At 70.1% G+C, this 18,523-nt stretch carries 18 protein-coding genes; 10 read left to right on the top strand and 8 right to left on the bottom strand.

The annotated features are described in order from the left end of the window. Window positions 1–36: 36 nt before the first annotated feature. From AAFX79_10525 to AAFX79_10515, 3 genes are all read left to right on the top strand, one after another. Window positions 37–1,080 carry a PhoH family protein gene (locus AAFX79_10525; GenBank protein ID MEO1008994.1) on the top strand — a complete coding sequence of 348 codons (1,044 nt, stop codon included), beginning with the start codon at window positions 37–39 and terminating at the stop codon, window positions 1,078–1,080. Next, window positions 1,077–3,446 carry an HDIG domain-containing metalloprotein gene (locus AAFX79_10520; protein ID MEO1008993.1) on the top strand — a complete coding sequence of 790 codons (2,370 nt, stop codon included), beginning with the start codon at window positions 1,077–1,079 and terminating at the stop codon, window positions 3,444–3,446. Before AAFX79_10525 ends, AAFX79_10520 begins: the two co-directional genes overlap by 4 nt. A gap of 192 nt (window positions 3,447–3,638) precedes the next feature. After that, window positions 3,639–4,493, top strand: a complete 855-nt coding sequence (locus AAFX79_10515) for a DUF3800 domain-containing protein (GenBank protein MEO1008992.1) — start codon at window positions 3,639–3,641, stop codon at window positions 4,491–4,493. Here the strand turns inward: AAFX79_10515 and AAFX79_10510 are convergent. Together AAFX79_10510 and AAFX79_10505 are read right to left on the bottom strand one after the other, a co-directional pair. Continuing rightward, window positions 4,465–5,049, bottom strand: a complete 585-nt coding sequence (locus AAFX79_10510; protein MEO1008991.1) for a DUF1572 family protein — start codon at window positions 5,047–5,049, stop codon at window positions 4,465–4,467. The genes AAFX79_10515 and AAFX79_10510 overlap by 29 nt on opposite strands. Next, window positions 5,046–6,344, bottom strand: coding sequence for a tRNA-dihydrouridine synthase family protein (locus AAFX79_10505; protein MEO1008990.1), 1,299 nt, complete (start codon window positions 6,342–6,344; stop codon window positions 5,046–5,048). Before AAFX79_10505 ends, AAFX79_10510 begins: the two co-directional genes overlap by 4 nt. Window positions 6,345–6,404: 60 nt before the next feature. Between AAFX79_10505 and AAFX79_10500 the strand changes: the two genes are divergently transcribed. Continuing rightward, a complete protein-coding gene (locus AAFX79_10500; GenBank protein ID MEO1008989.1) occupies window positions 6,405–6,833 on the top strand; it encodes a hypothetical protein in 429 nt (142 codons plus the stop codon). Window positions 6,834–6,846: 13 nt separating this feature from the next. Here AAFX79_10500 and AAFX79_10495 read toward each other — a convergent pair whose 3' ends face one another. Next, the gene (locus AAFX79_10495) at window positions 6,847–7,278 is read right to left on the bottom strand and encodes a DM13 domain-containing protein (GenBank protein ID MEO1008988.1); all 432 of its coding nucleotides are present in this window, start codon (window positions 7,276–7,278) and stop codon (window positions 6,847–6,849) included. Between the two features lie 86 nt (window positions 7,279–7,364). Here AAFX79_10495 and AAFX79_10490 point away from each other — a divergent pair, with 86 nt between their 5' ends. Further along, window positions 7,365–8,105 carry a PIG-L family deacetylase gene (locus AAFX79_10490; GenBank protein MEO1008987.1) on the top strand — a complete coding sequence of 247 codons (741 nt, stop codon included), beginning with the start codon at window positions 7,365–7,367 and terminating at the stop codon, window positions 8,103–8,105. Here the strand turns inward: AAFX79_10490 and AAFX79_10485 are convergent. Together AAFX79_10485 and AAFX79_10480 are read right to left on the bottom strand one after the other, a co-directional pair. Beyond that, the gene (locus AAFX79_10485) at window positions 8,102–8,401 is read right to left on the bottom strand and encodes an FmdB family transcriptional regulator (GenBank protein MEO1008986.1); all 300 of its coding nucleotides are present in this window, start codon (window positions 8,399–8,401) and stop codon (window positions 8,102–8,104) included. The genes AAFX79_10490 and AAFX79_10485 overlap by 4 nt on opposite strands. Before the next feature lie 24 nt (window positions 8,402–8,425). Beyond that, window positions 8,426–9,835, bottom strand: a complete 1,410-nt coding sequence (locus tag AAFX79_10480) for a 3-deoxy-7-phosphoheptulonate synthase class II (GenBank protein ID MEO1008985.1) — start codon at window positions 9,833–9,835, stop codon at window positions 8,426–8,428. Between the two features lie 233 nt (window positions 9,836–10,068). On the opposite strand from AAFX79_10480, the gene AAFX79_10475 reads away from it, so the two are divergent. After that, a complete protein-coding gene (locus AAFX79_10475) occupies window positions 10,069–11,007 on the top strand; it encodes a hypothetical protein (GenBank protein MEO1008984.1) in 939 nt (312 codons plus the stop codon). A gap of 173 nt (window positions 11,008–11,180) precedes the next feature. Further along, on the top strand, window positions 11,181–11,729 hold the full coding sequence (locus tag AAFX79_10470; protein ID MEO1008983.1) for a carboxymuconolactone decarboxylase family protein: 549 nt from the start codon (window positions 11,181–11,183) through the stop codon (window positions 11,727–11,729). A gap of 53 nt (window positions 11,730–11,782) precedes the next feature. On the opposite strand, the gene AAFX79_10465 is transcribed toward AAFX79_10470, so the two are convergent. After that, window positions 11,783–12,013 carry a hypothetical protein gene (locus AAFX79_10465; protein MEO1008982.1) on the bottom strand — a complete coding sequence of 77 codons (231 nt, stop codon included), beginning with the start codon at window positions 12,011–12,013 and terminating at the stop codon, window positions 11,783–11,785. Between the two features lie 196 nt (window positions 12,014–12,209). Between AAFX79_10465 and bamA the strand changes: the two genes are divergently transcribed. The 3 genes from bamA to AAFX79_10450 all read left to right on the top strand — a co-directional run bounded on the left by bamA (window position 12,210) and on the right by AAFX79_10450 (window position 16,957). Next, window positions 12,210–14,708, top strand: a complete 2,499-nt coding sequence (bamA, locus tag AAFX79_10460) for an outer membrane protein assembly factor BamA (protein ID MEO1008981.1) — start codon at window positions 12,210–12,212, stop codon at window positions 14,706–14,708. A 196-nt stretch (window positions 14,709–14,904) separates the two neighbouring features. Beyond that, window positions 14,905–15,789, top strand: coding sequence for a hypothetical protein (locus AAFX79_10455; protein ID MEO1008980.1), 885 nt, complete (start codon window positions 14,905–14,907; stop codon window positions 15,787–15,789). Between the two features lie 76 nt (window positions 15,790–15,865). Further along, window positions 15,866–16,957, top strand: a complete 1,092-nt coding sequence (locus AAFX79_10450; protein ID MEO1008979.1) for an aldo/keto reductase — start codon at window positions 15,866–15,868, stop codon at window positions 16,955–16,957. Window positions 16,958–16,959: 2 nt separating this feature from the next. Here the strand turns inward: AAFX79_10450 and AAFX79_10445 are convergent, their stop codons facing one another. Both AAFX79_10445 and AAFX79_10440 read right to left on the bottom strand, forming a co-directional pair. Continuing rightward, window positions 16,960–17,172 carry an NINE protein gene (locus tag AAFX79_10445; GenBank protein MEO1008978.1) on the bottom strand — a complete coding sequence of 71 codons (213 nt, stop codon included), beginning with the start codon at window positions 17,170–17,172 and terminating at the stop codon, window positions 16,960–16,962. A gap of 97 nt (window positions 17,173–17,269) precedes the next feature. Further along, window positions 17,270–18,319 (bottom strand): PEP-CTERM sorting domain-containing protein, encoded by a 1,050-nt coding sequence (locus AAFX79_10440; protein ID MEO1008977.1) that lies wholly within the window; start codon window positions 18,317–18,319, stop codon window positions 17,270–17,272. Between the last annotated feature and the right edge of the window lie 204 nt (window positions 18,320–18,523).

The following is an 18,523-nucleotide window of genomic DNA, read 5'->3' as shown; positions in this document are numbered from 1 at the left end:
TCCGCGGCCGGGGAGGGTGGCCGCACGGAGGTGGTGTTGGAACGAACGATCGAGTTCGTCGTGGGGCCCGACCCGGTGAAGGTGCTGGGCATCCACGACCGCAATGTACGCCTGCTGCGCGAGGGGCTGGGCGTCAGCGTCACGCCGCGGGGCGATGTGCTCCGCGTCGGCGGCCCCGAGGGCCAGGTCCGAGCGGCGGAACGGGTGCTCCGCGCGCTGGCGCGGAGCCGCGAGGCGCGGACGCGGGGCGAGGTGCTGCAGATGCTCGCCGACGCGTCGTCGGACGAGCGCGGATCGAGCCCCATCGGGAGCGGCGGAGGCTCCCGCGAGGAACGCGTCGGCGACCGCGGCAACGGCCGGCCGACGCGGGCGGGCGAGGCGTGGAGCGGGCCGCTGTCGGTGTATAGCGCGGGGCGGCCGATCCGCCCGCGGACGCCCGGGCAGGGCGACTACCTCGAGGCGATCCGCACGCACGAGCTGGCCTTCGGCGTGGGGCCGGCGGGCACGGGCAAGACGTACCTGGCGGTGGCGGCGGCGGTGCACATGCTGCGGACCGACCGGGTGCGGAAGCTGGTGCTGGTGCGGCCGGCGGTGGAGGCGGGCGAGCGGCTGGGCTTCCTGCCGGGCGACATGCAGGAGAAGGTGCATCCATACCTAAGGCCGCTGCTGGACGCCCTGTACGACATGATGGACGTGGGGACGATGGAGCGTTTCATCGAGAGCGGGGTCATCGAGATCGCTCCGCTTGCCTTCATGCGGGGCAGAACGCTCAACCAGGCGGCCATCCTGCTCGATGAAGCGCAGAACGCCACCATCGGGCAGATGCAGATGCTGCTCACCCGGATGGGGGAGGACTCCCGCGTGATCGTCACCGGCGACCCGACCCAGATCGACCTGCCCGACCCGACCGCCAGCGGGCTCATCGACGCGGCCCGGCGGCTGCAGCGGATCCCGGGGGTCGTCTTTGTGACGCTGGGCCGCCAGGACGTCGTGCGGCACCCGCTGGTGCAGCGGATCATCGAGGCGTACGGCGGCGAGCGCGAGCAGGGCGGCGAAGCGCCGCGATCGGGGGACGCGTGATCCGCTGGCCGGGCAGACGGGGCGCCCCCGAGCGCGGGCGGCGGGTCAGCGTGCGGCGTGAGGACCTGTCGGCCGCCGAGCGGGTGCGGATGGCGCTGTCGTCTCCCCGGACGGGCTACGCGGCGCTGATTGGCCTGGGTGCGGTGCTGGTCATCACGATCGTGGGCGGCTGGGCGTCGACGCAGCCGCTGCTGGCGCTCGGGCGGCTGTCGGGCGAGACCGTTGTCGCGCGGTCGACGTTCCGTGTGGCCGACCCAGCGCGGACGGCCGAGGCGCGGCAGCTGGCCTCGGAGCGTGCGCCGCGGGTCTTCGTGCCGACCAATGAGCTGCAGAGCCTGCTGGACGGGCTGGAGCAGCTGCCCGCGACGCTGCGGGACGCGGAGGGCATCGGCCAGGTCGCCCAGGAGATCCGCGATCGATTCGGGCTGAGCGCCGACGAGTTGCTGGCGGTGCAGGCCCTCACCACCGAAGAGGGCACCAGCCCGGCGTGGACGCAGGCGATCGGCCGGCTGGCCGAGGCGATCCGCAGGCGCCCGTTCGTCGAGGCGGAGGTTTGGCAGACCGAGCGGCAGCGCTCGGCGCAGCTTGGCGGCTCGGAGGAGGGCGAGGCCGCGACGGTCATGCTCATCCGGCCGGGGGGCGCGAGCGCGGAGGACGAGCCGAGGCCGGTCCGCACGACGGCGGGGAGCCTGATCAACCTGGGCAGCGACGAGCAGCGGAGTGCGGCGGCCGAGAGCCTGGCGAACCAGGCCGGGCTGTCCGACATCGCGCTGCGGTCGCTGGTGCAGGGTCGGCTGGCGCGGCAGGCCGACCCGACCTACCGCCTGGACGAAGAGCGGACGGCGGAGCAGCAGGCGGCGGCGGTCGACATGGTGGCCGACCGCTTCGTGGAGGTGCAGCAGGGCCAGGTGATCGTCGAGCGGGGCGAGGCGGTGGGCCTGGAGACCATCAAGCTGGTGCGGGCCGAGCGGGCCGCGGGCGGGGCCGAGCGGGGCGCGGGCTCGCTGCTGATCGACTCGGCGGGCATCGCGGGGGTGGCGGCGCTGCTGGCGATGGGGCTGTCGATCTACGTGGCGCGCTTCGTGCCGCGGATCGCCCAGCGGCCCGAGCGGATGGTCGGGCTCGCCGGGCTGTACGTGGCGTGCTTCTCGATCGCGGTGTGGGGCGCGGTGATCGAGCCGCGGCTGATGTCGTTCACGGCCGTCGCGCCGGTGCTGCTGCTGGGCATGCTGCTGACGATCGCGTACGACACGCGGGTGGCGCTGACGATCGGGTCATCGCTGGCGGTGCTGCTGCTGATGGTGCTCGATCGGCCGGCGTGGTTCCTGGCGATGCCGCTCGCGGGGCTGATGGCCGTCGCCTGGCAGCTCAGCGACATCCGCGATCGGCGGGCGCTGGTCCGCACGGGCGTGGTAACGGGGGCGGTGCTGGCCGTCGCGTGCGTGTGCGGCGGGCTGCTGGGGCGGCCGCTGTCGCCCCGCGGGCTGCTGGAGCTGGCGTGGGACACGGGCTTCGCGGCCAGCGGTGGGCTTGTCACCGCGGGGCTGGTGCTGTTCATGCTGCCCACCATCGAGCGTGCGTTCGACATCACCACGGGCATGAAGCTCATCGAGCTGCGGGACCCCAAGCAGCCGCTGCTGCGGGAATTGCAGCGGCGGGCGCCGGGCACGTACAACCACGCGATGAACGTGGCGTCGATCGCGGAGGCCGCCGCGGACGCGATCGGCGCGGACGCGCTGCAGACCTACGTCGGGGCGCTGTACCACGACGTGGGCAAGATGAACAAGCCCGAGTACTTCGTGGAGAACCAGTCGGGCGGGCCCAACAAGCACGACAAGCTGAGCCCGGCGATGAGCCTGCTGGTGATCGTGGGCCACGTGAAGGACGGCATGGAGATGGCGCGGCGGTTCAACCTGCCGCGTTCGCTGCACCACTACATCGAGGCGCACCACGGCACGACGCTGGTGGAGTACTTCTACCACCGCGCCAAGAAGAGGGCGGCCGAGGAGGCCCAGAGCGAGGCCGACCGGGCCGCGAGCGCGGGCACGGAGGCCGAGGCCGTCAGTGAGCCCGAGGAGATCGAGTACCGCTACCCGGGACCGAAGCCCAGGACCAAGGAGTGCGCGATCCTGATGCTGGCCGATGCGGTGGAGAGCGCCACGCGGACGATGGCCGACCCCACGCCGTCGCGGATCGAGGCGCTGGTGCGGCAGCTGGCGCAGGCGCGGCTGGCGGACGGCCAGTTCGACGACTGCGACCTGACGCTGCGGGAGCTGGACGCCGTGGGCGACAGCATCGCCAAGAGCGTGGCGAGCATCTACCACGGGCGGATCGTGTACCCGGGGGGCGGGGAGAAGGCGGGTTAGGGCTGGCTTTATCGAGAATAAAATCTCGACAAAGTCTTTTTCTCGATATTGTCGATTTCTGTCTGGAACAACCACCACTCATGAACGATACTACAGATACACAATGTACCAGCTGAACTAGCCTTCCGGGCTAGGCAGCAAGTCCCGCGGCCCTCTTGGGCCGCGGTTGTCTTTTGGTACCTAGCTTTAGCTGTGCAAGTGTTCTACGTCGACGAATCAGGATGTCTTGGTGCACTGCCGGCCCAGCGATGCAAAATCCAGCCCGCATTTGTACTTGGAGGCATCATCGTTGATGTCGACGTCATTGAGTCGCTGACTCGCGGTTGGATTGATCTGAAGCAGAAATTCTTCCCGGGGCGACTAGGACCGGATTTCAAGAGGTGGGACTGGCATCGTCTGGAAATCAAGGGATCTGATCTTCGTCGCACCATTCGATCAGGGAAGGCTCGCGAAGCCCGTCAGACCATTGGCTTCATTGACAAGACATCATCGCTCCTGAAATCACACAATGCCCACCTATTAGCCAAGGTGTATATCAAAGAGCCAGGAGGTCCGTTTGGCGCAGATGCCGTATACACCAGCGCGATTCAACAGCTGTGCAGTACATTCGAGGCACACTTGGCCAACACGAACCAACGCGGCCTCATGATCGCCGACAGCCGATCGCAAAACCCGAACAACACAGTCTCCCACAGTGTGTTCACAATGAAGTATCGTGCGAAGGGCGATGCATTTCCCAGGCTTATGGAACCACCCGTGTTTGGGCACAGCATCAATCACTCTGGCTTGCAGCTATCCGATATTCTGTGCTCTGGACTGCTGTTTCCAATCTGCGTGTATCACTTCTTGTACGAAACCGTACCGAACTCGCATGTGCATGGAAAGTACCACCGCCTGGCCGAGCGATACACCGCGACCCTACAGTCGCTGCAATTGCGATTGCCGTCAACGAATCGCACGCCCATTCATGGAATAGTCGTTAGCAACCCGGTTACCAAGACAGGCGCAGCAAGTCTCTTCAAGCGTTTCGCGACGACCGCCCCATAGCTCTCGCCATCTCTTCGTTGAACGCCCGCGTTCCGCCCGGCGGGATGGTGAACCAGCGCCAGCTGGCCGAGCCGACGCGCAGGCGGGCGATGGCGTTGATCTGGCCGACGTGGAAGCCGTAATGGTCCAGCTGGCGGGCGACGGCGGCGTGCACGGCGTGGGGCGCGCCGCGGATCGGGACCGTCTTGTCGATGTCCGCCGGCGTGAGCGGCTCGAGGGCGTCGACGAGCGTCCGCCAGCCGGCCTCCCACTCGTGCATGACGGCCGCGCGGCCCTCGGCGGTGGGCTCGGGCGGGGCGAACTCGGCGTCGCGGTCGCGCCAGGGCTTCTCGCCGTCTGTGGTGAGGAAGTCGCTCCAGCGGCTCTGGAGGTTGCCGGCCAGGTGCCGGGCGATGACGGCCACGCTGTTGAGGCCCTCGCCCGGCGACCAGAAGAAGCCGGCGTCGTCGAGCTGCTCGAAGGCGTGCTCGGCGAAGGCCTTCTGGCGGCCGAACACGGCGATCCAGCCCTGGACCAGATCGCCGGTGAGGCCTTCGGTGTAGCGGGCGCTGGTCACGCCGGTGCTCCCGCCGGCGCGGCCGCGGGCTGGTAGAAGGCGTCGAGCACGTTCCGCCAGTCGCTGGTGCTCTTGACGGCGATGAACCGCGTGCGGACGGCGGCGGCATCCGGATGGTGGGCCGCGAAGCGGATGGCGAACTTGCGCATGGTCTTGCCGGTGTGCAGCTCGGGGTCGCGTTTGTCGGCGTTGACGCGGAGGGCCAGGTCGAAGTGGTCCTCCAGCACTTGCCGCTGCTCGGCGATTGTGGGCGGGCGGGGCTCGGCGCCGGCCATCATGTCGCGGGCCTGGCGGAAGATCCAGGGATTGCCGATGCAGCCGCGGGCCACGCTCGCGCCCGCGACGCCGGTGTACTCGATCATGCGGAAGATGTCGGCGGCGTTCCAGATGTCGCCCGAGCCGAAGACGACTCGGCCGGGCCTGCTGCGGACGATGCCACGGAGCAGGTCCCAGCGGCTGGGGCCGACGTACTTCTGCTGCACGGTTCGGCCGTGCACGGTGACCCAGGCGCAGCCCAGGTCGTAGGAAGCGTCGAAGATCCGCAGGAAGCTGCGGGCCATCTCGGGGGTGTCGTCGAAGCTGCGGCGCATCTTGACGGTGACGGGGATCGCGTCGGGCACGGCCTCGCGGACGGCCCGCAGGATGGCGATGGCGCCCTCGGGCTCGGCCAGCCAGTGGCCGCCCCGCGCCTTCTTGGCGATCTTGCGGACGGGGCAGGCGAGGTTGATGTCGATGGCCTGGAAGAAGGCAATGGGCAATGGGCAACGGGCAATGGGGTCGGATTCCGAAGATGGCCCCGCATGCGAAGCCATTGTCCGTTGCCCATTGCCCATTGCCCGATCCGTGGCCAGCTTGCGGTACGCCCTGGGCGTCCGGCTGCCCTGCTCGACCATCTTGATTGCGGCGGCGGCCATCTCGCCGGGGTCGCTGCCCATGATCTGGCCGGCGAGGGGATGGTCCTCGTCGCCGCCGGGCACGTTGTCGTGCAGCTCGCCCAGGTCGGCCTTGGCGAATCCGCGGCCGCCGGCGAGCAGGGTTCGGTCGAGCAGGGCCTCGGTGACGCACAGCGGGCAGCCGTGGCGGCGTGCGATCAGCCGCATGGCGGCGTCGGAGTAGCCGGCGAGGCCCGCCTGGAAGAAGGGCGCGTCGAAGCCGGGGATGGCCGCCGGCAGCCGTGGATCGACGCCGTTGCGGCCGATGGCCCGCGCGCTGGCGCGGGGGTCCAGCGATTCGCCGCCGGGGGCGATGCCCGGCTCGGGCGCGGTGGCGTTGCGGGATGCCGTCTCGCAGCTCACTGGGCAAGGGTAGTGGAGGCCGGCGGTGGATCGGCGGCGTCGGGGCGGCGAGGATTGGCCATGTCTGCCAGGCCCGCCGCGCTCGTTCTCGGACTCTATCTTGCGCTCGCCGGCTGCCGGACGGGCGGCGAGCTGGACAGCGGCCCGCGCTACCCCGAGGCGCTGCCGCCCGTCGAGACGCTGGACATCCACGCCTTCCGCGAGGGCACCCGGCTGCGGCTGACCAACACGACGCCCTACTCCTTCGGCCCCGGCACGCTGTGGCTCAACGGCCGCTACGGCTACGACATCGAGGGGCTGGACATCGGCCAGACGCTCGAGATCCCGCTGGGCCGTTTCATCGACGAGCAGGGGCGGCGGTTCCGCGCGGGCGGCTTCTTCGCGGCCGAGGCACCCGAGCTGATCGCGCTGGTGGAGATGGTGACGCCCGAGGCCGGGGGCGGGCGATCGCTGAAGTACGGCTTCATCGCGGTGGGCGATCGGCGGTAGCGTCGGCCGCCCGTCAGATGGGCGCCACCCCGAGCGCCACCGCGAACTGCTCGCACCAGATGTAGACCTCGTTGTACTGGGTCGGGTCGATGCCGGCGGGCACGGCGTAGGTCTGGGCCCCGGTCTTGTTGCGCAGTGCGGTGAAGGTGGTGGCGTCGTCGTAGGCGCCGCTGGTGCCGAAGCCGATCTTCGGATCCGGCGCGCCGTCGAGCGAGAAGTCGTCGGCCAGGACGACGAAGTGGTCGCTTCCGTCGCGGATGATCGACACGCTGCCGGTGACGATGTGGTCGTTGCGGCCCGAGAAGCTGCCGGTCGCCACGGTCTGGCCGGCAACGGCCCCCTCGACCATGGTCGAACTCGACGAGCCGCAGGCCGCGAGCATCGAGGTCGCGGCGACGGCGGCGAGGAGGGGGAGGGCCGACCGGAGGCTGGTGCGGCGGGTCATGGCGTGCTCCTTTGCGTTGCGTGCGAGATCGCACGATCGTGGCGGCGTGCCACGTGCATGGGAGGCTAGCGCTCTACGCTGGCGGCATGGCCAACATCCTCGTCGTAGGACCACACCCCGATGACCAAGAGCTGGGCATGGGCGGCACGATCGCCAGGCTCGCCGAGCAGGGGCACGACGTGCTGCTGCTGGACGTCACCAACGGCGAGCCCACGCCCTACGGCGACCCCGAGACGCGGGCGAAGGAGGCGGCGGACGCGGCGGCCATCCTCTCGCCCGATCCGGCCGCGTTCCCGGATGCGAAGCCCGTGCGGCGGTGCCTGCTAGGGCTGCCCAACCGCATGGTCGAGCACACCCTCGCAACGCGGCACGCGATGGCGGGGGTGATCCGGGCCCACCAGGCGCAGATCGTGTTCACGCCCTACTTCCAGGACGCGCACCCGGATCATCGCGCCGTCACGCGGATCGTGGAGGATGCGCGCTTCGACGCCAAGCTGACCAAGATCGACATGCCCGTGCCGCCGGGGTACGACCAGATCGGCCCGCCGATCTACCCCCGGTGGCTGTTCTACTACTACGCGACGCACCTGCGGTGGGTGGCCGACCCGAACTTCGTGATCGACGTGAGCGGCTACGTCGAGCGGAAGGTCGCGTCGGCCCGGGCGTACCACACGCAGTTCGTGCTGCCCGAGAAGAACCGCAAGATCCTGGACTGGGTGGAGGCGGCGGCGCTGTACTTCGGCAGCCGCATCGGCACGGCGGCGGGGGAGCCGTTCTTTACGAAGGAGCCTGTGGGGCTGAGCGGCCTCGACGGACTCGTGGCCTAGTCCTCGCGGACGATCGACTTGGGCCCCTGGTTGCCGGCGGTACGTTCGTAGTAGCCGTCGCCCTTCTTCTCGAACTTGGTGAAGCCCAGCTCGCCCAGCCGCTTGTTGCTCATCTGGGTCTTGTTGAGGTCGCTCCACTTGCCGGCGATGGCGGGGGCCGAGATCGCCCGGCGGCAGGGCTGGCCGGTCTCGGGGTGCTTGGTGAGGGCGTCGTCCTTCATGGGCTGGACCCATTCGAAGGTCTCGCCGGTGGGCTCGCCGTCGGTGTCCAGCAGCTCGTAGTCGTACGTGGGCATGGTGAATCCTACGTTGCGGGGCGGCTAGCCGTTCTGGCCCAGCGCCCGCGCCAGGATGAACGCCAGCTCGAGGGCCTGGGCGTAGTTGAGGCGGGGGTCGCAGGCGGTGGCGTAGTTCTCGGACAGGGTCTCGTGGGTCACGCCCGAGGCGCCGCCGACGACCTCGGTCACGTCGTCGCCGGTGAGCTCGACGTGGACGCCGCCGAGGTGGGTGCCCGCGCGGCGGTGGGCGTCGATGGTGGCCTCCAGCTCGCGCACGATGGCGTCGAAGCGGCGGGTCTTGATGCCGTCGGGCGAGCGCTCGCCGTTGCCGTGCATGGGGTCGCACAGCCAGGCGACGGGCTGGCCCGAGCGCTCGACGGCGGCGAGGAGCGCGGGCAGGGCGTCGAGGTTGGTCGCGCCCATGCGGGTGATGAGCACGATCTTGCCGGGCTCGCGCGACGGATTCAGTGTTCGAATCAGCTCGGTGGCGTCCTCGGGGGCGGTCTTGGGGCCGAGCTTCACGCCCACGGGGTTGCGGATGCCGCGGAAGAACTCGACGTGCGCGCCGGCGATGTCCCGCGTGCGCTCGCCGATCCAGGGCAGGTGCGTGGTGAGGCAGTAGTGGCCCTCGCGGCGGGGCACGGTGCGGGTCTGGGCGCTCTCGTACTCGAGGTTGAGGCCCTCGTGGCTGGCGAAGAACTCGACGCGGCCGAGCTCGCCGAGGTGGCCCTCGCCGATGGACTCGGCGAAGCGGATGGCATCCTGGACCTCCTTGACGGTCTGCTGGTACTGGCCTCGGAGGTGCTCGGGCAGGCCGGCGTTGGTGAGAAACTTGAGGTTCCAGGTATCGGCGTGGTGCAGGTCGGCGAAGCCGCCGCCGGCGAGCGAGCGGATGAAGTTGAGTGTCATCGCGGCGTGGTGGTAGCCGGCCAGCAGCATCTCTGGGTCGGGCTCGCGTGCGCGCTCGTCGAAGTCCACGTGGTTGACGAGGTCGCCGAAGTAGCTGGGCAGCGTGCAGGGCGTGCCGTCGATCTCGCGGGTCTCGGTGGGGGCGCTGCGGGGCTTGGCGTATTGGCCGGCGAAGCGGCCGACGCGGACGACCGGCCGACGCGAGCCGTGGATGACGACCAGGCTCATCTGCAGCAGGATCTTGAGGGTGCTGGTGATGACGCGCGGGCGGCAATCGGCCAGGGTCTCGGCGCAATCGCCGCCCTGGATGACCAGCCGCTCGCCGCGCTGCACCTGGGCGAGTTGGTCCTTGAGCCGCTCGATCTCCCAGGAGGTCACCAGTGGGGGCAGCTGGGACAGGCGTTCGGTGACGCGGGCGAGGTGCGTCGCGTCGGCGTAGGCGACGCCGTGCGCGTGCGGCCTGTCTCGCCAGGAATCGTGCGTCCAGCCGGCAGGGGGCGGATGCTGCGCGGCGGGTTTGTCGATCGCGTGGCGTGCGTGCACGGCGTCTCCTGAGTGAAGCAAAAACTGCCGGACTGATGGTATTTCTTCGATCGGCTCGTGGCTTCTGCTTATGCAGCTGCGCCGCTCGGTCGATGGTTGGGCCGATACGGGAGGTCCACCCGTCGTGGGTGGCCGAACGCACGGAATGCACGGTCGCGCGCACGCCTCCGCCCACGGATGGGCCGGGTGCCCGGGGGAGCCAACTGGCCGCGGCCCTTGATGGAGATGTTGTGATGGCCAGGACCACGACCACCCGCCGACGCGCGTCGGGCGGCCGCACGCACGCGGCCCGCACGACCTCGAGCCGCCGCGTGAAGAGCAGCCCGAGCCGCAGCCGCAAGACCACCAGCCGGACCACCAGCGGCCGCAAGACGACCGCCCGCAAGACCACCGGCAGGCCGACGGCTCGCAAGACCACCGGTCGCAGCACCGCCCGCAAGACGACTAGCCGGACGACGGCGCGGAAGACCACCGGCCGCAAGACCACCGGCCGGAGCACGGCGAGCACGACCCGCAGCCGCAGCACGAGCCGCAAGCCCGCCACCCGGCGGGCGACCACGGCCCGCAAGACCACCGGCCGGGCGACGACCCGCAAGGCGACCACGGCCCGCAGCCGGACCACGAGCCGGACCACCAACCGCAAGCCGGCCACCCGGCGGACAACCACGGCGCGGAGCACGGCCCGCAAGCCGGCGACTCGCCGCAGCACGACCGCCCGCAAGGCGACGACGGCTCGCAGCCGGACGACGACGCGTAAGCCCGCGACCCGCCGCAGCACGACGGCGCGCAAGGCGACGACGACTCGCAGCCGGACGACCGCCCGCAAGTCGACCGCCCGCCGCACGACCGCGCGGAGCACGGCCCGCAAGGCCACCACGGCTCGCAGCCGGAGCACCGGCCGGAGCACCAGCCGCAAGCCGGCGACTCGCCGGAGCACGACCGCCCGCAAGCCGGCGACTCGCCGGACGACCACGGCCCGCAGCACCGCCCGCAAGTCGCCGGCCCGCCGGGCTACGACCGCGCGGAGCACGGCGAAGCGTTCGACGGCCCGTCGCACCACCTCGCGTGGCCTGCGGCTGGCGGGCACCCGCAGCCGCTCGACCGGTCGCGGCACCACTGGCCGCAGCACGGCCCGGACCAGCGTCCGCCGCTCGACCCGCCGGGCCGCCTAGCCCCGATTCCCCCGAGCTTCGCACGATCGCTTCGATCGAGGACCGGCCACGGAAGGCCGGTTTTTTCGTTTGTCGGCGGCCGGGCGAATAGATGCGGCGGGGCGGCGGTTCCGCTAACTCCCGCCGCACGAATTCCGATACGAACCGCGTGCGGCACGAGAAAGGAGCGCACCATGCCACGCCTGAACGTCGTCGATCCCGCGAGCGCCACCGGAGAGGTCAAGGACCTGCTCGATGGGCCGCTCAAGAGCATGCACATCAACATCATCAAGGGCATGGCCAACTCGGCCGCGGGCCTGAAAGCCTACATGAACATGTCGGGGGCTCTGGGCGAGGGCTCGCTGTCGGCCGGCGAGCGAGAGATCGTTGCCCTCGTCGTGGGCCAGCGGAACAGCTGCGACTATTGCCTGGCGGCCCACACCGCCCTGGGCAAGGGCGCGGGGCTGAGCGAGGAGCAGACGCTGGGCGCCCGCCGGGGCGACCTGGACGACGCCAAGCTCAGCGCCCTGGCCACCTTCGCGCACGCGATCGTCGAGAAGAAGGGCTTCGTCGACGACTCGGACCTGGCCGCCTTCCGCGGCGCGGGCTACGACGACGGCGCGGTTGTCGAGGTCATCGGCGCCGTCGCCCTGAACTTCTACACCAACTACTTCAACCACGTGAACCAGACCGACGTGGACTTCCCGGCCGCCCAGCCCGTCGAGGCGACCGCGGGCGCCTGACGTCCACTTTCGGCCGCGGGGCACCCGGCTTGCGGACCGGCTCACCGGGGCCCTTAGCCCAGGCGGGTCCGCAGCCAACGGTCGGCCGCGAGGGCGGCCAAGCCCAGGGCGGGCAGTGCGAGCAGGCCGGCGGCCAGCAGCAGCGCGGGCCTGGTCGGGCTGGCCGCCGCGATTGCGCCCGCACCAATCAACCCGATGGCCGACACGACGCACAGCCCGCCTAGGCGGGCCGTGCGGACCGTTGGGCTGTTCCATCGAGGCCGGGGCCTACCGGCTTGGGGCACGCTCGCTCCCTCGCATCTCGGCGGCGGGCGGCCCGATCCGTCGGGTCGCGCACGCGGGGCGATCAACGTAGAACCCCGGGCTCGGGGTGTCGAGGATGTCCCCCACGCGAACGGCCCTGCGGGCCTCCTGGGCGGGCCCGGGGGGCGGATTTGTTTGCGGCTGCTAGGCAAGGTACTGTCACCGGCCTTGCGTCGAGTGGCCGCCCATTGCGTGTCGTGCATCGGCCGATCGGCCCTGGCCGGCTCGGTGGTGTGCGCCCTCGCATGCGTGCTAGCCGCGCCGGCCGCGGCGCTGGGGCAGTTGGATCCCACGCAGGACGAGGACGTGACCGGGCCGATCGTCGCGTTCGCGGATCGGCCGGTGAGCGGCGTCGTGCTGCGGCGGCCCGAGGGCGACGGCTTCACCGCGCTGGATCCGGTGCTCGAGCGGACGGTGCTCAACCAGATCCGCACGCGGACGGGCACGGCGCTGGATCCCGCGACGCTGCTGCGAGATCGGCGGACGCTGGACCGGCTCGGGCGATTCGAGCGGATCGTGGTCGAGGCGCTGCCCCAGGGCGACGGCTCGATCGTGGTCATCTTCACGCTGGATCCCCAGCCGCTGGTGCAGGCGGTGCAGCCCATCGGCAACCGGCAGCTGAGCGAGCAGGACATCGGGCGGCTGGCGTCCAAGCTGCTGCTCAACCCGATTGACCCCGTGCAGATCCAGAACGTCGCCCGCGACATCGAGAAGGCCTACGAGCTGCTAGGCTACTTCCAGGCCCAGGTCACGCCCGACTTCGGCGAGGTCGAGGAGACCGGCATCCTCTACTTCCGCATCCGCGAGGGCGATCGGCTGCGGGTCACGGGCGTGCGCTTCAACGGCAACGCCGTGTTCAGCGATCGCAAGCTGCGCTCACAGATCGAGACGAGCGTGTACTCGCCGATCCTGGACCGCGGCCGCTTCGACGAGGCCCGCGTCGAGGCCGACGTGCAGGCGTTGCTGGCGTTCTACCGGGATCGCGGCTACGTGGACGTGCGGGCCGACTGGCAGCGGATCGACGCGCCCAATAACCGCGAGGTGATCGTCGTCTTCCAGATCGCCGAGGGCGAGCGGTACACCGTCCGCGACATCCTCGTGGACTACGCCGACGCGGCCGACCCGGAGTTTGCGCCGCGGCTGAGCCCCGACCAGGTGCGTGGGCTGATGTCGATCAAGACGGGCGACGTGTACAACGCCTCGCTCATCACCGAGAGCGTGGAGGACCTGTACGCGGCGCTGGCGAAGCTGGGCTACACGCTGACCGAGGTCGCCGTCGAGGACCTGAGCGACGCGCAGCGGAGCGTCGTGGACCTGCGGGTGGCGATCCGGCAGGGCACGCCCTCGCGGGTGGGGCTGGTCACGGTGATCGGCAACGACATCACCAAGACCCGCGTGGTGCTTCGCTTCGTGGAGCTGGAGCCCGACACGCCCGCCGACATCCACGAGCGGCGGCGGATCGAGGACTCCGACGGCGACCGAACCCAGCAGCAGCTGGAGCGCTCGCGTTTCTTTGGCCCGCTGGGCCGGCCCGACGTCCGCGTCGTGCTCCAGCCCGAGCGGGTGCCGGGCGATCCGTACCGCGACGTGCTGATCTCGGTGCAGGAGACGCGGACGGGCCAGTTCAATTTTGGCGCCGCGGTGAGCTCGGATACGGGCGTGTTCGGCCAGATCAGCCTGGTGGAGACCAACTTCGACATCACCGACGTGCCCGAGTCGGTGGACGAGTTGCTGGCGCGGCGGGCCTTCCGCGGCGGGGGGCAGACGCTCGCGCTGCGGGTCGAGCCCGGCAACGAGCGGCAGGAGTATTCGCTGCGGTTCACGGAGCCCTTCCTGCTGGAGACCAACACGAGCTTCTCGGCCGAGACGTTCATCCGCACGCGGGACTTCGACGACTTCGACCGCCAGCGGATCGGCGCGGGCGTAGGCGTGGGCCGGCGATTCGGCCAGCGGTGGCAGGGGACGTTGTCGCTCAGCGGCGAGCAGGTCACGATCAACGACATCCCGCCCGATCGGCCGGTGGACATCTTCGAGGCGGGCGGCACGTCGGTGCTGGATTCGATCGGCGTGTCGGTGAGCCGATCGACGCTGAACGATCCATTCCTGCCGACGCGGGGCACGCGGATCTCGCTGGGAGCCGACCAGGCGGGCGCTCTGGGCGGCGACTGGGAGTTCACGCGGCTGACGGCGCGGGGCGTGGTCTACGTGCCCATCCGCGAGGACTTCCTGGGGCGAGCGACGGTGGCCAACTTCTCGAGCCGGCTGGGCTACATCCCCCAGAGCACCAGCGCGGTGCCGGTCTTCGAGCGGTTCAACACGGGCGGGGCGGCCTTCCGCGGCTTCGACGTGCGGGGCATCGGGCCGGTGGGCATCCAGAACGACACGGGCGAGCTCGGCGGCGACCAGGTGGGCGGCAACTGGGAGCTGTTCTTCGGAGTCGAGATCCAGCAACCGTTCATCAACGAGAACCTGCGGCTGGTCGCCTTCGTCGACAGCGGCACCATCCTGGAGGAGCCCGGGCTCCAGGACTACCGCGTTTCGGTGGGCTTCGGCTTCCGGGTGATCATCCCGCAGCTGACGCCCGTGCCGCTGGCCTTCGACTTCGGCTTCCCCATCCGGGACGAACCCGAGGACGACGAGCGGCTGTTCACGTTCACGGTCGAGGTGCCGTTCTAGGGGATGTTTGAGCGCTCCGTCGCGGCCCCCCGGCCGCGCACTCGCTCTCGTACGGCCTCTCCGGAGTGAATCCGACGGGCCTCAACGCACGCACACGCGATACCTGGATCGAGTCTGCTCTAGTACGCCGGTCCGGGCGTGGCCGGCGCACGTCCATGACCGGGCGTTGGCGTGGGCGTTTGCTATGCTTGGCCCCATGCCCGCCGCCGATCGCCCGGTCTGGTTGAAGACGATCACCGAGCCGCGGAAGACGCTGTTCTACGGGCGGTTCTACGCGCACTCGAAGCTCGCGGCGTCCCGCGGCGAGTACTGCTGCTACCCGATGGTTCCCGAGCGGCCGCACCTGGGCTGGAAGCTGGCGCGGCTGTGCGGATTGCGGCTCACCAACCGGCCATCGTCGGCGACGCGGATCGCCCAGGCCTTCTGCAGCCACACGCAGTTCGAGCTCCCGCCGCAGCCGGATCTGCCCGCGGGGGTCCGCGTGCTCAACGAGCGGTGCCTCGACGTCAGCAAGGTCCGCGTGGAGGCGGCGCACTCCGAAGCGTTCGGCTACGGCATGGCGGTGGATCCGCGGACGCACGAGGGCGCGATGGTCGAGAAGGGCGACGAGAACGCCGCCCACGACGGTCGCGTGCTGCAAGGCCCGATCCAGGATCCGAAGCCCGGCAGCGTCTACCAGGTCGAGATCGACAACCGGGCGGACGCCATCGACGGCCGGCCCGTCCGCGAGCCGATGGTGGTCGATATGCGGGTGATGGTGGTGGGCGACGAGCTGCCGGTGGGCTTCCGCAAGTACCGGCTGGAGTCGGAGCGCTTCCTCAACACCAACGAGCACGCGAGCTGGCATGAGGTCGGCGAGCTGCTCGACGACGCGGAGCAGTCGCAGGTCCTCGCCTTCGCGGGGGCGATGGGGCTCGATCTGGGCGAGATCGACGTGCTTCGCGATCGCACCAGCGGCCGGATCTACGCCATCGACGTCAATCCGACGCCGCACAGCCCGCCGGGCGTGCTCGAGGGCCCCATCGTGGCGTACTCCCTCATGAAGCGCGCCGCGGCGGCGTTCGAGCGGCAGTGGCTCTAGCCTGCGGACGACGCGTCCCGTGAAGCCGGGGCCTCACGCATCCGCAGCGCCGATGCCGCACGAAGGAGGATCACGCATGGGACTCGATCGCTACGTCACGCTCGGCCGCAGCGGCCTGAGGGTCAGCCCGCTCTGCCTGGGCACGATGACCTTCGGCGAGGAATGGGGCTGGGGCTGCGACGTCGAGACGTCGGTGAAGATCATCGATCGCTACATCGAGCGGGGCGGCAACTTCCTCGATACCGCCAACATGTACACCAAGGGCCACAGCGAGGTCATCATCGGCGACTACTTCGCAACCGGACCCGGCAAGGGCCGGCGGGACCGCGCCGTCCTCGCGACGAAGTTCCTGGGCAACGCCTATCCGGGCGACCCCAATGGCGGTGGCGCCAGCCGGAAGACGATCTACGAGAGCTGCGAGCAGAGCTTGCGGCGGCTGCAGACCGACTACATCGACCTGTACTGGATGCACTTCTGGGACAAGCACACGCCCATCGACGAGACGATGCGGGCGCTCGACGACCTGGTGCGGGCCGGCAAGGTTCGGTACGTCGGCTTCTCGGATACGCCGGCGTGGAAGGCCGTGCAGGGCCAGTTCGAGGCGATCTTCCGCGGCTGGAGCCCGGCCATCGCGCTGCAGATCGAGTACTCGCTGCTCGAGCGGACGGTCGAGCACGACTTGATGCCGATGGCCCGCGAGATGGGCCTTGGCGTCACGCCGTGGAGCCCGCTGAAGGGCGGCATCCTGACGGGCAAGTACACGCGCGAGGACATCCCCGAGCAGGGCGAGGGCCGCTACGACGAGAAGAGCAAGCACCTCAACGAGCGGACGTTTGCGATCGTCGATGCGCTCCGGGAGATCGCGGCGGCCCATCACGCGTCGCCCGCACAGGTGGCGCTCAAGTGGGCGCAGGACCGCGCGGGGGTGGCCTCGACCATCATCGGCGCCCGCAAGATGGAGCAGCTCGAGGACAACCTCAAGGCCCTCGACGTCGAGCTGACCGACGACCAGACTGCGCGGCTCGACGAGCTGAGCGCGCCCTCGCCGGTCTTCCCGCACTTCTTCCTGGACAACCTGGCGCCGGCGATCCAGAACGGCACGACGGTCAACGGCGTCCAGAGCGAGCCGTGGCCGCTCGCGCCCAAGGACGATGAGGAGCGGTGGTAGGGCTACGCGATCCTCGCCGGTCGCGCGTTGGCCTCGCGGACCATGCCGGGGATCAGGAACGCATCGACGATGGTGCCGATGAGGAAGAGGCCCGCCGTCAGGAACCAGATGATGCCCGTGATCCACCTGCCCATGTACATGCGATGGAGTCCCGCGAACCCGAAGAAGCTGGCGGCCCACAGCAGGTAGGCCAGGTTGATGTTGGTCACGTGCATTCCCCCATCGTGGAACTCTCGTACATGGCATGAGAACGCCCCGCGGCTGGCGGGGCGCTCACATGAGTCATTGGGTTTTGTGCGATCGAGTTGTCGCTCAGCGACGCCGGCGGGCGGCGGCGAGGCCGCCGAGACCCAGCAGCGCCAGCGTGGCGGGCGCGGGCACGATGGCGATGCCGCGGGTGTCGACGTCGTCGACCAGCAGCGTCAGGCCCGTGCCGTCGAGCTCAACCTGGCTGATGCGGCCGAGGTCGCTGCCGCGGTTCTCGTCGAAGACGAGGCGATCGTTGAATGGGTCGTACTGGATCTCCTCGGGCTCGTCGAGGCCGTCGACCAGCACGCGGATGGAATCGAACGCGCCGGCGCCGTCGAGGGTGAGCTCGTAGATGGCGCCCGCGTCGCGATCGGTGAGGTACACGAGGCCGGTGCTGGGATTGACCGTCACGCCCGCGGTGTCGAGCAGCGGGTCGGCCAGGCCGGTGACAGCGGTATCGCCGAGATCGACGATCAGCGACTGGCTGCCGGACAGCGAGCCGTCGATGTCGATGCGGAAGAGGGCCGACGCGGTGCCGAGCTCACCCGGGCCGACGACCGCGCCGCTGCCGTTGGGGCTGGGCACGAGGTAGCCGGTGCCGGCGGGATCGGGCGCGAGCCGCGCGGCGCCCTGGTAGCGGGGCCTGGGGATCGACAGGTCCTCTTCGAAGATGGTGCTGACGGTGCCGCCCGGGGTGATGCCCAGGATGCCGTCGACGCTCGTGGCGCCGGGGGATACCGGGTTGTTGATGGTGATGAAGTTGCCGCGGCCGGCGTCCCACTGCACGCCGATGGGGTTCTCGATGGGCAGGCCCGTCGAGACGGGCGCGATCGTCGCGGCGCCGAAGGGATCGCTCAGGCGGAAGAAGCCGCTGGTGAGCGTGGGGTCGGCGTTCGCTGCTCCGTCGGCGAAGAAGAAGTCGCCGCCGACGAGCACGATGCCGGCCAGCCGAGCGCCGGGGTTGGCCGAGGCGGCCAGGGTGCCGCCGCTACCGCCGATGAACGAATCGATGGTGGCGTCCCGCTCGTTGGTGTACACGATGTCGGACAGCTGGGCCGTGGTCGTCGCGGCTGCGGCGGCGACGATCGTCGCGGTGAGGGCGTGGGTCTTCATCTGATGTATCTCCTCTTCCCCGAGGTGCGTCGGGCGGGTCCGCGCTGCGGCTTGCCCCGCGCACGGGTTGGGTCCTCTCGCAAATTCTACAGCGGCCGGCGTTGGCGACCGAGTAAATTTACCCGGATTCACACCGGCCGGTTCCGCGCGGGCTCCGCGGCACGGCTACGAGCGCTGGAAGGCGGATGGTGCCCGCGTACAATT

The sequence above is a fragment of the Planctomycetota bacterium genome (genome assembly GCA_039819165.1).
Taxonomy (GTDB): Bacteria; Planctomycetota; Phycisphaerae; order Phycisphaerales; family UBA1924; genus JAHCJI01.
The sequence above is the reverse complement of the archived record's forward strand: the minus strand, read 5'-3'. Positions and strand labels throughout refer to the sequence as shown.

Excerpts from the sequence above, each read along its gene's own strand:
- AAFX79_10450 (MEO1008979.1), top strand. The coding sequence starts at position 15,866 with ATGGGACTCGATCGCTACGTCACGCTCGGCCGCAGCGGCCTGAGGGTC.
- AAFX79_10485 (MEO1008986.1), bottom strand. The coding sequence starts at position 8,401 with ATGCCCACGTACGACTACGAGCTGCTGGACACCGACGGCGAGCCCACC.
- AAFX79_10470 (MEO1008983.1), top strand. The coding sequence starts at position 11,181 with ATGCCACGCCTGAACGTCGTCGATCCCGCGAGCGCCACCGGAGAGGTC.
- AAFX79_10490 (MEO1008987.1), top strand. The coding sequence starts at position 7,365 with ATGGCCAACATCCTCGTCGTAGGACCACACCCCGATGACCAAGAGCTG.
- AAFX79_10445 (MEO1008978.1), bottom strand. The coding sequence starts at position 17,172 with ATGCACGTGACCAACATCAACCTGGCCTACCTGCTGTGGGCCGCCAGC.
- AAFX79_10475 (MEO1008984.1), top strand. The coding sequence starts at position 10,069 with ATGGCCAGGACCACGACCACCCGCCGACGCGCGTCGGGCGGCCGCACG.
- AAFX79_10495 (MEO1008988.1), bottom strand. The coding sequence starts at position 7,278 with ATGACCCGCCGCACCAGCCTCCGGTCGGCCCTCCCCCTCCTCGCCGCC.
- AAFX79_10440 (MEO1008977.1), bottom strand. The coding sequence starts at position 18,319 with ATGAAGACCCACGCCCTCACCGCGACGATCGTCGCCGCCGCAGCCGCG.
- AAFX79_10455 (MEO1008980.1), top strand. The coding sequence starts at position 14,905 with ATGCCCGCCGCCGATCGCCCGGTCTGGTTGAAGACGATCACCGAGCCG.
- AAFX79_10500 (MEO1008989.1), top strand. The coding sequence starts at position 6,405 with ATGTCTGCCAGGCCCGCCGCGCTCGTTCTCGGACTCTATCTTGCGCTC.